13 protein-coding genes are annotated in these 13,377 nt (G+C 64.1%); 7 read left to right on the forward strand and 6 right to left on the reverse strand.

The annotated features are described in order from the left end of the window. Positions 1 to 178: 178 nt before the first annotated feature. From ABH922_RS09625 to ABH922_RS09645, 5 genes are all read right to left on the reverse strand, one after another. A complete protein-coding gene (locus ABH922_RS09625) occupies positions 179 to 973 on the reverse strand; it encodes a Fic/DOC family protein (RefSeq protein WP_424806703.1) in 795 nt (264 codons plus the stop codon). Next, positions 970 to 2,403 (reverse strand): putative nucleotidyltransferase substrate binding domain-containing protein, encoded by a 1,434-nt coding sequence (locus ABH922_RS09630; protein WP_424806704.1) that lies wholly within the window; start codon positions 2,401 to 2,403, stop codon positions 970 to 972. Before ABH922_RS09630 ends, ABH922_RS09625 begins: the two co-directional genes overlap by 4 nt. A gap of 170 nt (positions 2,404 to 2,573) precedes the next feature. Next, a complete protein-coding gene (locus ABH922_RS09635) occupies positions 2,574 to 3,050 on the reverse strand; it encodes a hypothetical protein (RefSeq protein ID WP_424806705.1) in 477 nt (158 codons plus the stop codon). Between the two features lie 34 nt (positions 3,051 to 3,084). Continuing rightward, complete coding sequence (locus ABH922_RS09640; RefSeq protein ID WP_424806706.1) at positions 3,085 to 3,450, reverse strand: RidA family protein; 366 nt, start codon at positions 3,448 to 3,450, stop codon at positions 3,085 to 3,087. Between the two features lie 70 nt (positions 3,451 to 3,520). Continuing rightward, positions 3,521 to 3,853: a winged helix-turn-helix transcriptional regulator gene (locus tag ABH922_RS09645; protein ID WP_424806707.1), complete on the reverse strand. Its 333-nt coding sequence runs from the start codon at positions 3,851 to 3,853 to the stop codon at positions 3,521 to 3,523. A gap of 95 nt (positions 3,854 to 3,948) precedes the next feature. Here ABH922_RS09645 and ABH922_RS09650 point away from each other — a divergent pair, with 95 nt between their 5' ends. The 5 genes from ABH922_RS09650 to ABH922_RS09670 all read left to right on the forward strand — a co-directional run bounded on the left by ABH922_RS09650 (position 3,949) and on the right by ABH922_RS09670 (position 10,050). Continuing rightward, positions 3,949 to 4,563: an NADPH-dependent F420 reductase gene (locus ABH922_RS09650; protein ID WP_424806708.1), complete on the forward strand. Its 615-nt coding sequence runs from the start codon at positions 3,949 to 3,951 to the stop codon at positions 4,561 to 4,563. Between the two features lie 69 nt (positions 4,564 to 4,632). Then, positions 4,633 to 4,887 carry a hypothetical protein gene (locus ABH922_RS09655; protein ID WP_424806709.1) on the forward strand — a complete coding sequence of 85 codons (255 nt, stop codon included), beginning with the start codon at positions 4,633 to 4,635 and terminating at the stop codon, positions 4,885 to 4,887. A 144-nt stretch (positions 4,888 to 5,031) separates the two neighbouring features. Next, positions 5,032 to 6,054, forward strand: coding sequence for an Rv2578c family radical SAM protein (locus ABH922_RS09660; protein ID WP_424806710.1), 1,023 nt, complete (start codon positions 5,032 to 5,034; stop codon positions 6,052 to 6,054). A gap of 61 nt (positions 6,055 to 6,115) precedes the next feature. Continuing rightward, positions 6,116 to 7,510, forward strand: a complete 1,395-nt coding sequence (locus ABH922_RS09665) for a 3' terminal RNA ribose 2'-O-methyltransferase Hen1 (RefSeq protein WP_424806711.1) — start codon at positions 6,116 to 6,118, stop codon at positions 7,508 to 7,510. Further along, positions 7,507 to 10,050 (forward strand): polynucleotide kinase-phosphatase, encoded by a 2,544-nt coding sequence (locus ABH922_RS09670; RefSeq protein WP_424806712.1) that lies wholly within the window; start codon positions 7,507 to 7,509, stop codon positions 10,048 to 10,050. Before ABH922_RS09665 ends, ABH922_RS09670 begins: the two co-directional genes overlap by 4 nt. A gap of 18 nt (positions 10,051 to 10,068) precedes the next feature. Here ABH922_RS09670 and ABH922_RS09675 read toward each other — a convergent pair whose 3' ends face one another. Beyond that, on the reverse strand, positions 10,069 to 11,298 hold the full coding sequence (locus ABH922_RS09675; RefSeq protein WP_424806713.1) for an MFS transporter: 1,230 nt from the start codon (positions 11,296 to 11,298) through the stop codon (positions 10,069 to 10,071). A gap of 69 nt (positions 11,299 to 11,367) precedes the next feature. On the opposite strand from ABH922_RS09675, the gene ABH922_RS09680 reads away from it, so the two are divergent. After that, positions 11,368 to 12,423, forward strand: a complete 1,056-nt coding sequence (locus tag ABH922_RS09680; protein WP_424806714.1) for a substrate-binding domain-containing protein — start codon at positions 11,368 to 11,370, stop codon at positions 12,421 to 12,423. Then, positions 12,420 to 13,064, forward strand: a complete 645-nt coding sequence (locus ABH922_RS09685; protein ID WP_424806715.1) for a hypothetical protein — start codon at positions 12,420 to 12,422, stop codon at positions 13,062 to 13,064. The genes ABH922_RS09680 and ABH922_RS09685 overlap by 4 nt, the downstream gene beginning before the upstream one ends. The last annotated feature ends 313 nt before the right edge of the window (positions 13,065 to 13,377 follow it).

Here is a 13,377-nt window from a genome sequence, read left to right on the forward strand (position 1 = left end):
ATATCGACGGGGGACTGTATCTGGGTGGTGAAGCTCGGCGCCATGGGCGCCAGGCCAATGGGCAACGTCGGATTCTGTGCCGTCGAGGATGGCGACGGACTTACCGGCGCCTAGCTGTACGCACTGCTGTCGAGTGAGAATCCGGAGTCGCTCACCACGGCGAGGGTCGCCCGCATCCTCACCGCGTCGACGCTGGTGTCAGTGCCCGCGTGAAAACGCTCATGAACGGGCGAGGCGACGCGGTACCTGTTGCTCGGAACGGCGCCGAATCTCGCGACGCCGACACCCAGTCGGTTCGCGAGACGACCGACAGGTCGAGCCGGTAGGCGGTATCGAGGGTCAGGCGATGTAGAAACAGAGTCCCGGTGCGGCCGTTTCCTTCTCGAAACGGGTGCGCGTGATTGAGAGCCGCGTATATCTCGGCCAGCGCGAATACGGTCGACCCGTGATCGAGGCTCGGCCAGTCGAATCCGGAAATCGTCTCGTCGACGGCGGCGAGGTAACCGCGGATCGTCGACACCGGCGCAAAGGTAGCCGTGCCTTTTCTGATGTCGACGGTCCGGATGTGCCCCGACCACCGGTACAAATCCTGAAAAACGTGCTGGTGGAGGAGCAACAGCTCCGCAGAGTCGCGAGTGTGGGGAACATGATCGCGGCCCAGGTGCGCTTCGCCGAGCCGAAGCGCGGACACGGCGAACTCGAGTGACTGCAGAGCCGCGGGATCACGCAACCCGAAACTGTTCTCGAGCACCGACGTCCCGCGATAGACGTACGGCGCCGCGCGCCGCCACCAAGTCCTGGCCCTCGGTCTCGTCGACATTGCCAGTGCCCGAGCGAGTTCCTGTTCGAAATACTCACGCCGAGAAAGGGTGCCACCGAGCACGGCTCCCAGTTCGTCGATCTGCTGGTCACTCGGTTGCCAGCCCTCGAGCCGCTCGGCAGCCAGAACATGTTCGAGTGCAGTCGAACTCACGGCTCGATATCCGGTAAGGCGGCCGCTGTCGACGCATATTCCAGACGTCGTTGCACGCCTGCGACTTCGCGAACCGCATTACTCAACAGGCTGCGCGAGAGTGGCGTCAGATCGGCGACGACGATTTCGTCGGTGGGAGGATTACCGGCCGCGAACTGATCAGCTTGGTGACGCACCCGGATCTGTTGTAAAACTTCGAAGGACTCGATCAACACCTGGGCGTCGTCGTCGAGCAGGAAACCGCTGCCCGCTGCAGCCTTGAGGCGTTCGAGCGTCGAACTGGTGCGCGCACCCACCGAGATTCCCGCCCAGCGGGCGATGTTCACGATCGGCTGCACAGCCGTGGACTTGAGATCCACCGTTCCCGTGCGACGGGTGACCACGTCCCGGAAGGAATGAAGTTTCGCCTTCTCGCCCACCGCTTCGCGAAGCAGCACACGCATCACCGCTGGGTGAAGGCGTAATTGGTCCAATGCCGCCGGACGCGGATCGAGAGTCGGATCGCCGGCCACCACGCGTGCGTCGGCGAGCATCGACAGCATGACCAGCGCCTGATCCTGATACGGGTTGGACACCCACTTCTCGAGAGCCGTTCGCCACTGCGGAAGAGTGCGGGCAAATCGACTCTGGGTGGCAACCGCGTTCTTGGTATCGCGCGGGAATCCGCACAGGTCGAGAATGTCGTGGATACGTTTCGCGGCAGCCGCACCGTCACGATGTGAGGCCCCGCCCCAGACCAGTGCGCTGTCGATGTCCGACGAGGGAAGTGCTTCGCGACGGGCGACACTACCGAGCGACAACCAGGCGAAGTCGGGGCCTCCGTCGCCACCGACCACCAATTCGATGGCGCGCCGGACGGTGACGTCGATCAGCACAGCCAAGGTTGCACCGATGTCGAGTGGTGACACCCGAGAAGTCACCAATTCGGTGACCAGCACCGGAACCGCCCGCGCCTGCTCGATCAGATCGGCGTCGTCGACCGCGTTGGCCAGTGCGGCACGTAGTTCGAAACCCTGATTGGTCGCCGATGTCAACAAGTCGCTCAACTCGAGCACACCTAGCAGGATGCCGTCGTCGGCGACCACCGGCAGATGCCGGAGCCCGTGTTCGAGCATGTCCGTCACGGCGTCGGCGCCCAGTCGATCCGGGTGGACGGTGACGGCGGACGGTGTCATCACGGTGGAGACCGGTAGTCCCACGTCGACTCCGCCGACTATGACGCGACTGCGCAGATCACCTTCGGTGAGAATGCCGTAAGCATCTGTGTCGGTGGGGATTACCACAGCGCGGCGACCGGCGTCCGTCATCATCGTCGCGGCATCGCGGATCGATCTGTGCGCATCGCAGACAATTGCCGGGCCGTGCAGAAGATCTCGCACCCGACGCAGGGCGGAGCTCGAACTGCCATCTCCTGTGCGGGGCCGCGTCATGAAGTCATTCTTGCAGGTGCGTCCGGTTCTGGTGTACGCCAGGGCCGCGACGTCTCACAGATCGCCGAGCGAGGTGCCGATACGGATACCGCATATGCGAGATCAACGATCAGATGTGCGTTGCAGCCCGCCATCGCCATCCGCACCGGACTGGCCTCGCATTGATCGAATTACTCGAAGTATTTGTCCCACAATGGATTTACTGGAAAACTGACGAACTCGGCGTGTCGGTTCACCAGGTAACGGCGCCGCAACTGCACGCTGATCGAATGGGCCCACTCCGGATTCGAGACCGATCCCGGATCGCGCTGCAAGGGCATGACCGCGTCCGCCTCCACGGCGACCGGTCCCACCGAGAACAGCCCGCGCCGGTCATCGCGCGAGAGCGGTAACGCCGCGATCTCGTGATGGCGTTCGGCAGCGTCTTCGAGGCGGGGGAGTCCGGCTCCGCGCAGTGTCGAGATAGCGCCGAGAGAGGCAATTGTCTGCACGTCGTGACTGCTCAGCGACCTCCCGCATACTGCGAACACGGACTCTCCGGACGCCGCGGTCGCGACGCCCGGAGACCGCAATGACACGGTCGCACCCATCTCCACCAGCAGGGGAACGAGCCGAGTCGACGTGATCGCGCCAGACTGTGCTCGCATCACTACGCCGCGAGGCTACCGGATCGGGTCTGTGTCAGCTCAGAACTGCGTCAGCTTCGATTTCGATCAACAGCGCGGAGTCGATGAGAGAGCTGACCTCGAGGATCGTTGTCGCGGGGCGAATCGCACCGAACACCTCACCGTGAACCAGCGCGGCCTGTTCCCACTGCGACATGTCGCGCAGATAGATCCGAGTACGGATGACGTCGTCGAGCGAAGCGCCCGCATCGGCGAGAGCTGCCTTCACGGTCTCGAGTGCTGCGCGGGTTTGATCGGCGAGGGTGTCACCAGGCGCTGTGGTGCCTGAGACCGCAACCTGGTTACCGACCCGGACTGCGCGCGAGTATCCGATCTTGGGCTCCCACTCGGAGCCCGAACTGATGTTGATTCTGTTCGACATTGTGATCATTCTGCCAACTGCGCCGGCGACCACGGGTTCGGCCCCGCCACACCTCCGTCAGCGCGGGTGTTCATTGTGTTGCCGTGGTCCAGTCCGCCAACGCCCGCAGCGGCCCGTCGACGAACGACCGGCCCTGACCGCTCAGTGCGTAGTCGACGCGCAGTGGCGCCGACGGAATTTCGATACGAACGATCAACCCTCGCCCGAGCAGTCGGGTCAGCGACTCGGTCAACGATTTGTCGCTGATCGACAGAAGCCGGCGTAGGACCTCACGCCGGACGGGGCCTTCGGTCAGTTCGGCCAGAATCAGCGGATCCCACTTGTGCGCGAACACCTGGATCGAGTCGCGCAATCGGCAGTCCACCGCGAACAGATCGCCGTACGTGTTTCGGTCCGGGCTCATCGCTCGATCGTACGAGATGGTTCCCTACCGGGCGGTGTGTCGCGCACACCTACCGTGGCAGTCGTAGGGTTTCGCCACGACAGGACGGATCGGACATGAAAATCGCGATCGCAGGGACCGGCGTGATGGCCCGAATCTTGGGGCAGGTGTGGGCGGAGTCCGGTCATCAGGTGACCGTGGCCGGCCGAGATCGAACAAAGGCACGGGGGCTCGCCGACAGGTACGCACTGGAAGTCGCAGAATTGTGTCATTTGGCCGACACCGCAGATACCGTCCTTCTGGCGATATCTGCCGACGGAGTCGAAGAGGTACTCGACGTGCTCGGTGCCCCGACCGGTGCGTTGCGGGGCAAGGTCGTCGTCGATCCGATCAACGACGTCACACACGGAATCGGCCGGCTTCGACGGCGAACGGGTTCGATGTCCGACATCGTTGTCGGGCGCAGCCCAGGGGCGAAGGTGGTCAAAGCTCTGAATCTGCATCCGGCCGATCATTGGCAGTGCAACCGCGACTCGAAGTCGATCGTGCCGATCGCAGGGGACGAGCAGGCCGCGCTGGACACGGTCGGAATTCTGGTCGAAGACCTGGGGGCCAGAGCATTCACCCTCGGCCGACTCGGCCGCGCTCGTCAGTTGGAAGAAGTAGCCGGATTTGTCATAGCGTCGAGTTTCGCGGGGCTCGACCCTCGGATGATGTTACCGGGAGCATGAGGGTGGGAATGCCCGGTTCGTCGACGAGTCGGTTTCGAGGAAGTTCATGCAGACCAACGGTTCTCGAAAATGAATCACCTTCGACACCTCGACCGGTACCAGGATCACGTGCCGGACTACCGCGTACCGACGTGGTACTCGTGGTCGATCAGGACGAGCGTCGACGAAAGCGCCGCCGGGCAACTGCGGTTCGAGATTCAATTCGACCGGCCTCGACTTGCCGGCGTCATCGGGTCCGACGACGGGGACCAGACGCTTCACGGAACGACGAGTGGCGACCTTCGGCGGCCGCTGTACGGACCGGTTCGGAGGAGAATCTGGTGACCCGGTCGGCGGGACTCGTCATGCCGGTCCCGCTGGTGTGACACGCCTGCCGTCCGATGTCCCAATCTGTCAAAGGCGAGGTGGGGGCCTGTCGGCACCGTGTCCGTCTTGACAGGCCTTAGAACAAGTGTTCGACTTTGTGATATGAGGTGGTCGGGTCAGGCATTGGATGCGGATGACGGCGCGCTGCCCGGACTCGAACGGGCCGGGCTGGTGCGCTCGGTACAGACGCCGGAATTCGAAGGCATCACCTTCCACGAGGTGCTGTGCAAGAGCGCACTCAACAAGTTACCCGAAGACTCTGCGCTGCCGTTCACCTTCACGGTCAACGCATTTCGCGGTTGCTCGCATGCCTGCCGGTACTGCTTTGCGCGGCCGAGTCACGAGTATCTCGACCTCGACGCCGGCCTGGACTTCGACTCCCAAGTGGTGGTCAAGACCAATGTTGCAGCCGTTCTGCGAAAGGAGTTGGCACGAAAATCGTGGAAGCGCGATCCCGTGGCGTTGGGGACCAACACCGATCCGTATCAGCGGGCCGAAGGACGATATCGGCTGATGCCGGGGATCATCCGGGCGCTCACCGAGTCGGGAACCCCGTTTTCGATCCTCACCAAAGGGACGCTACTTCGACGCGATCTGCCACTGCTGAAGATGGCTGCCGAGCAGGTCGATGTTTCGATAGGCGTCTCGCTCGCCATTCACAACGCCGAGTTGCAGAAGCAGATCGAACCCGGAACTCCCTCTACTCGTGCACGTCTGGACTTGATTCGCGCCGTCACCGATCTGGGATTTTCCTGCAACGTGATGGTGGCGCCGGTCATTCCGTTCCTCACCGACTCCAACGAAGACCTCGACGGTCTCCTGGCCGCCATCGCCGACGCGGGGGCAACCGGAGTCACCGTGTTCCCGATGCATCTTCGGGGAAGTACCCGAGGGTGGTTTCTGAACTGGTTGTCCGAGCAGCATCCGGCCCTGATCCGGCGGTACCGCGAACTGTACGGTCGCGGCGCCTACGTCACGCCCGAGTATCGCCGCTGGCTCAGTAGGCGTGTGGAACCGCTGGTCGATCAATACGGGCTGGGTGGGCGGTCCGAACACCGCCCCGTGCAGACACCTGCAGTCGAACGCGAATTTGTCGGGGCCGCAGTGGCGCTCACGCTCTTCTGAACGTAGGCACGCTCGGTTAATTCGAAGGCGCTGCGGCGGCACCGCAGGGTAGATTCAGCCGGTGCTGCTCACCCTGACCTCCACCTCTACTGCGGACTGCCCCGACGCGACTGCGTTGAGTTATCTTCTGCACAAGCATCCCGAGCGGGTACAGGTATTCGATCTTGCAGTCGGCACTGCCACGGTTCTGTATCCAGAGGCGTCGGTAACGCAGACGACCATTGCAGTGATGGTGGACGTCGATCCGATCGATTTGGTACAGAGTAGATCTCGGCGCGGAAATGACAGCTTCGCACTCGGGCAGTATGTGAACGATCGGCCCTATGCGGCGTCGTCGATTCTGGCCGTGGCGCTCTCGAAACTGTTCGGCACCGCACTGTCCGGGGCGTGTAAGTCACATCCGGAGTTGGTCGGAACCGACCTGGCTCTGACGGTGTCGATTCCGGTGGTCCCGTGTGGCGGCGATCCGGGATTGCCGCGCCGCCTGTTCGAGCCACTCGGCTGGGACGTGAGGACAACGGCGGTGGAGCTCGATCCGGAACTTCCCCAGTGGGGTGACGCCGACTACGTTTCGCTCACCCTGTCCGGGGAACTCACCGTGCAGCAAGCGCTTCGGCACCTCTATGTTCTGCTCCCGGTGCTCGACGACGTCAAACACTACTGGGTGGGGGCGGACGAGGCCGACAAACTGGTCCGGGTTGCCGGACAGTGGTTGCCGTCGCACCCCGAGTCGTCGCTGATCATGTCCCGTTACCTGGCACGTCAGCGTGAACTGGTGGAATCGGTAGTCGACCGCTTGATCCCCGATGTCGCGCAGCAACCTGGCAAGGTATCGCGTCCGGAACCTTCGCCGGCCAGGCTCCGCGTCGACACCGTGGTGGACACATTGCGGCAGTTGCCTGTTCGCCGGGTCGTCGACATCGGTTGTGGTGAAGGGAAACTCCTCGAAGCGTTGATGCCCCATGCCCAGTTCGATCGACTCCTCGGCGTCGAAGTCAGCTCTCGTGAACTCGTTCGTGCGCAGCGCAGACTGAAGTTGACCGAACTCTCCGACGTCCAGCGGGAACGGGTGTCGCTTCTGCAGTCGTCGGCGACGTATCGCGACACGAGGCTGAAAGGATTCGACGCGGTCGTCCTGATGGAAGTGATCGAGCACATCGACGTGCCACGCCTGCCGGCGCTCGTGCGCTCGGTATTCACCGATGCGTCGCCGCAGACGGTCATCGTGACCACACCCAACGCGGATTACAACGTCCTGTACCCGGGATTGGCCGAGGGGGAGTTTCGGCATCCGGACCACCGGTTCGAATTCACCAGAAAACAATTCGCAGCGTGGACCGACATGACCGCGACCGACCGAAGCTACGCGGTGACCGTCGAGTTCATCGGAACAGTCGATCCCGATCTCGGTGGTCCCACCCAGATGGCGATCTTCACGAAGGAAGCACGCACATGACGGACTACGAGATCCCTGACCTCGCCCTTGTCGTCCTTGTCGGCGTCAGCGGCTCGGGCAAGTCGACTTTCGCGGCAGACCATTTCGGTGCGTACGAGACGTTGTCGAGCGACCGGTGCCGCGCGCTGGTCAGCGACGACCCCAACTCGCAGGACGCCACCGCCGACGCCTTCGAACTGTTGGAGTTCACGGCGGCAAAGAGATTGAGCCGCGGACGGCTCACAGTCATCGACGCCACCAATGTCCAGCCTGCGGCGCGCAAGCGACTCGTCGCATTGGCACGTGATCACGATGTCCTTCCGGTCGCGGTGGTGCTCCACGTTCCCGAGTCCGTGTGCGCTGCGCGCAACGACGCCCGCCCGGGCCGTTCATTCGGACGCGATGTGATCCGTCGTCAGCACCAACAGCTGACCCGGTCGTTGCGGGGCCTCGGCAAAGAAGGCTTCCGCACCGTCCACATCCTCTCCGGTGTGGACGCGGTCTCCGACGCGAACTTCATCCGGATGCCCCTACGCAGCGATCTACGCACGAATCACGGACCGTTCGACGTCATCGGCGACATCCACGGATGCCGGCGCGAGTTGGAATCGTTACTCACCGCGCTCGGATACACGCTCGAGTACGGGCCGGACGGGGCAGCAGTGAACGCTGCGCCTCCTGCCGGTCGAACCGCGGCCTTTCTCGGCGACTACGTCGATCGCGGCCCGGACTCGGTGGGAGTGCTGCGTCTCGTCATGGCGATGACGGCGGCAGGTCACGCCATTGCGGTTCCGGGTAACCACGAGAACAAACTCGTGAAGGCGCTGCGCGGGAAGAAGGTCACCCTGAGCCACGGGTTGGCGGAAACGCTCGACCAGTTGGCAGGCGAGTCCGACGAGTTCCGCCGCGAGGTCGCACAGTTCTGCGACGGGCTGGTGGCACACCTCGTCGTCGACGACGGTCATCTCGTTCTCGCACACGCCGGATTGAAGGAGGCGTATCACAACCGGGCGTCCGGGCGGGTGCGCAGTTTTGCACTGTACGGCGACACCACCGGCGAGACCGACGAATTCGGCCTGCCGGTTCGATACCCGTGGGCCCAGGACTATCGAGGATCGGCGACGGTGCTCTACGGGCACACCCCGGTGCGCGAGGTGGAGTGGATCAACAACACGGCCTGCCTCGACACCGGTTGCGTGTTCGGCGGATCACTTACCGCGATGCGCTATCCGGAACGAGAAATCGTCTCGGTCCCGGCCGAGCGGGTCTGGTACGAACCGACTGTGCCCTTGGCGCCGCCGACCCGGGCACCCGATGTTCTCGACCTCGACGACGTTCTCTTCACCACCGGTGTGGACACCGAACTGCGGGGACGAGTGTCCGTCCGGCCGGAGAACGCAGCCGGTGCGCTGGAAGTGATGAGCCGCTTTGCCGTCGCGCCGCAGTGGTTGCGGTATCTGCCGCCGACGATGGCGCCCTGCGCCACCGCCAACTCCGACGACTACCTCGAGCATCCGTCGACGGCGTTCGAGGCGTATCGCGCCGCGGGAGTCGAGACGGTGATTTGCGAAGAGAAGCACATGGGCTCGCGAGCGGTCGCGCTCGTGTGCCGGACCGCGGATGTCGCCCGCAGTCGATTCGACGCACCTGACTCGCTCTCGGGAATGGTGCACACCCGGACCGGGCGGCAGTTCTTCGACGATGATCTGACCCAGCACTTGCTCGACGATATCGCGTCGGCGTTCACCGCTGCGGGCCTCTGGGACGAGCTCGATACCGATTGGGCACTACTCGACTGTGAACTGTTGCCGTGGAACGTGAAAGCGGAAGGACTTCTGCGGTCGCAGTACGCCGCTGTCGGCGCGGCAGGTCGCACCGATCTGAGTGCTCGATCGGCAGTACTGGCACAGGTGACTGCGCGAGGTCTCGACGTCACCGAACTGTCCGAGCAGACGGCGAACCGGGCGCACAGCATCAACCGATTCACCGAGGCATACCGACGGTACGTGTGGTCGACGACGGGACTGGACGGGGTGCGCCTCGCGCCGTTCCAGCTCCTCGCCACCGAGGGACGTTCGTACGAGAAACACGATCACGAATGGCACCTCGCGCTTGCCGACCGCTTGGCCGCGGTGGACCCTCGTCGATTCGCCACGACGAGGCGAACAGTGGTCGATCTCGGTGCCGACGATTCGGTGGTTGCGGCAACCGCGTGGTGGGAGCGATTGACCGGTGACGGCGGTGAAGGGATGGTGGTCAAACCGCTCGCCAATCAGCTTCACGGTCCGCGGGGGTTCAATGCTCGCGTGCAACCGGGAATCAAGGTTCGTGGTCGGGAGTACCTGCGCCTGATCTACGGTGCCGACTATCTGGAACCGTCGACTCTCACGCGGTTGCGCAATCGGAATCCGGGACACAAACAGTCGATGGCTCTACGGGAGTACGCGCTCGGCATGGAGGCCGTCACCCGGCTCGTCGATCGTGAACCGTTGTGGCGGGCGCACCAGGCGGTGTTCGCGGTGCTGGCCCTCGAATCCGAGCCCGTCGACCCGAGGCTGTAGTCCGAAAGAGTGGACCCGTCAGTTCGATCGATCCGCTACGACCGGGTCGGGGGAGTGGGGTGTGCGTTCCTGTTCGCGTGGAAACCCGCGTCGGCCGACGAGTACGACACCGAAGGCCCCGAGCATGACAGCCGCACCGATGCCGGCAATGTACGTCAGTCCGCCGTTGTCGACGATTCCAGCACCGAGAAGTGCCCCGGTCGCGATCGCGACCTGGAACACGACCACGTACACGGCGGACGCCTGGTCGGTCCCGATCGGAACGGCGCGCAGCACCGACGACTGGAGGCAGATGGGAATTGTGGTGTACGCCGCGCCCCACAGAATTGTGGCGAGAACGGCGAAGAACCCCACCGACGGTGCCAGGAGCCAGAAAACGGCCAGAGCGCCGGCGACTGTAGCGATCGAGCTCAGGGTGAACAATCGCGCTCTGCGGTCGTAGAACTTTGCGGCCGCCCACACTCCCAGCGCTCCGGCTGTGCCGTACAGCAGGAGCATCATCGTCCGGACGGTGCCGGACGAGCCGAGGCTTTGTTCGACCAACAGCGTGAAATAGGTGTAGGCGGCAAAATGTCCGAGGGCCGCGAGCAGTGTTGCCGTGCAGATGACGGCGAGGGCGCGACGCATGGCCGGTGTCTGCCTCGGTTTGTTCACCGCGGAGCTCTCACCGGCATCGACCGGCATGGTGGGTAGTGCGCGATGCAGCGCGAGAGCAATGAGTACGGCGGCGAGTCCGATTGCCGCCGGAGCGGTTCGCCAGCCCCACGACTGCCCGATTGCCGAGGACAGTGGCCCGCCGAGAACGAGGGCGAGCGACATGCCGGCGTACACCGTCGCGATCGCCTTGCCTTGTTGTGCGCGCGGCACCAGCGCTGCTGCCACCGGTGCGACCACTGCCCAGAACACCCCGTGTGTGCCTGCGCACAGCAGGCGCGCTGCCACGAGCATCGGGTAGTTGACGGCAAGGGCAGCAACGAGTTGCGAGACCGCCAGGACTGCCACGGTGAGTACCACGACGCGTCGGCGTGGCCAGGTCTTGATCGCTGAGATCAGCGGCAAGGTCAGCGCCGCGACCCCGTACGCGTAGAAGGTCAGCAGCAGTCCGACCCTGCCCTCGGTGACGGCGAGGTCGGAGGAGATTTCGGTCAGCAGTCCGACGGGCAGCATTTCCGCCGTGACGTAGACGAACGCGGCTGCAGCCAGGGTGGCCAAGCGCAGCGTGGTTGCGGTTGATGCACGGTCGATCATGGTGTGTAACGATACATGTATCGTTACACAAGCGATAGTGCCGATGTGTACGCCGGTATGCTCGCGGTCATGGACACTCGAGTGCAGCGTTCCTCCCGGCCGACGATGGCGGATGTCGCCAAGGCCGCGGGAGTGTCGGTGATGTCGGTGTCGTACTCGTTCGCGCAGCCGGACAGGGTGTCGGAATCGACGCGATCCAAGGTTTTCGCCGCTGCGGAAGAGCTCGGATATTCGGGTCCGAATCGTGCCGCGCAGTCGTTGCGGAGTGGGAAGTTCAACAACATCGCGGTCGTCTTCAGTGAGAAATTGACCTATGCGTTCGAGGATGCGGTCGCACGCCGGTTTCTGTCCGGGATCGCCGACGCCTGCCTCGACGCCAACGCCGGCCTGATGATGCTGCCCAACTCGGGCCGGCCGGGTGATCTCGACCGGGTTCGCGATGCGGCGGTCGACGGGTACATCGTGTGGACCACCGCGATCGACGATCCGATTCTCGATGCGATTGCCGGAACCGGAAAGCCTGCGTGCATCCAGGGCGGCCCCGTCCACGAGGGCCTCGATCTGGTTGCCATGGACGACATCGAGGGTGCGGTGGCCATCGCCACGGTCGGACTGGTGGGATCGACACGGCCGACGGTGATCAGCGTGCCGTGGGATCGGGAACGTCGGTCGGACATCCGAATGGACGTGGCGCCGGAGGAAGCAGTCTTCCCGGTACCTCGGCACCGACTCACCGGTTATGTGCGCGCCGTCCGCGACGCGGGTCTCGAGTGGAATGCGGTGCGCGTAGGAATCGCCGCAGTCAACGAGAGAAGTGAAGGCGCGCGCCTCGCACGCTTGCTTCTCGACGTGCCGGCGAGTCGTCGACCGGACCTCGTATTGGCCATGACCGACGAACTCGCGCTCGGTGCCCTCGACGCCGTCCGGGAACTGGGCTGCGCGGCGCCGGACGATGTCGCCGTCGTCGGATGGGACGATATCGAAGCGTCCGCGACTGCCGGACTGACCACGGTGCGGCAGTCGCTGTTCGATCAGGGGCGGAACGCGGCCAGAGTGGTGCTCGGTCTGGACGAGCGGGTCGAACCGGTCGAGTGGTCGATCCGTCGGAGAACCTCGACCCGATGATCACGCCGGTGGTGATCGGCAGTATGAAAATCCGATGGTTCGCCCCACCGGAATTGGGGGAGACGATCAGGTGGGGGTTGTTCTGGAATCCGGGGTGTGCGACCAGGTGGGTTGCGCTCACGCCGCCGTGGGCCGTCACCGCTACGGTTCGGTCGAGCTCGAAGCCCCGGACGACGCGGCTGGGTCGTGATTCATCGGTCGACATCGCGGTGCAGCCCTCGATCGGACACCTCGGTTCGTTGCAGTTCATGTTCGACGCGGACATGCCGGTCCCGTCGAGGATCGACGTGTCAGGAGCGCTGATTCTCAATGCCGGGACCTCCCGGAAGGGGCCGATCCTCGGCCAGGTGTGGGCTGATTTCGACGACGACGCTGTCACGGTCGGGGTGGTACGGCGGCTTCGGTTGATGTCGGTCGAGTCGGACGTGCGACCAGATGCGTCGCTGCCGCACGGAACCACGTGGGGTTGGGCTACGCGGCAGTTCCTCCCCGGCACCGAAAGGTTTTACGAACTTCGTCGAGCGCCGAAGGCTCTCGCCTCCTACCCATTGACCGATCGCGCGAACGGAGCGTGGCGAGAGAGCTTCCTCGTGGTGGACGTGGAAACTGATCAATCGCGAAGTCGTAAATCGGTGCGATAGTCGCTAAATCGACTGTCGGCGCACGAGTGTGATCCGGATACCTCATCCAGGCAGAACTTGTTCGTCGTCATTGCTCGCGCAGTAGTGCGGCGGGGTGATCCACAGCCCCGGTAATGTCGCTGACACGTCGCGGGCGCGCTTGCATCTCGCCCCCGGCATTGGCCGGCCGGGGGCGAGTCGCCGTACGAGATCGATCGCTCAGCCGAGTCCGGTGGGGGAGGGTGGCGGTCTGGACGGTCGTCGTCAATCCGGTCGAGGGGCGATGCGCGGGTGCGCGTGGAGTACGCGACCGCCGCCGAGTGGGCCTGCGACT

Source organism: Rhodococcus sp. 27YEA15 (assembly GCF_049739425.1).
Lineage (GTDB): Bacteria > Actinomycetota > Actinomycetes > Mycobacteriales > Mycobacteriaceae > Rhodococcus_F.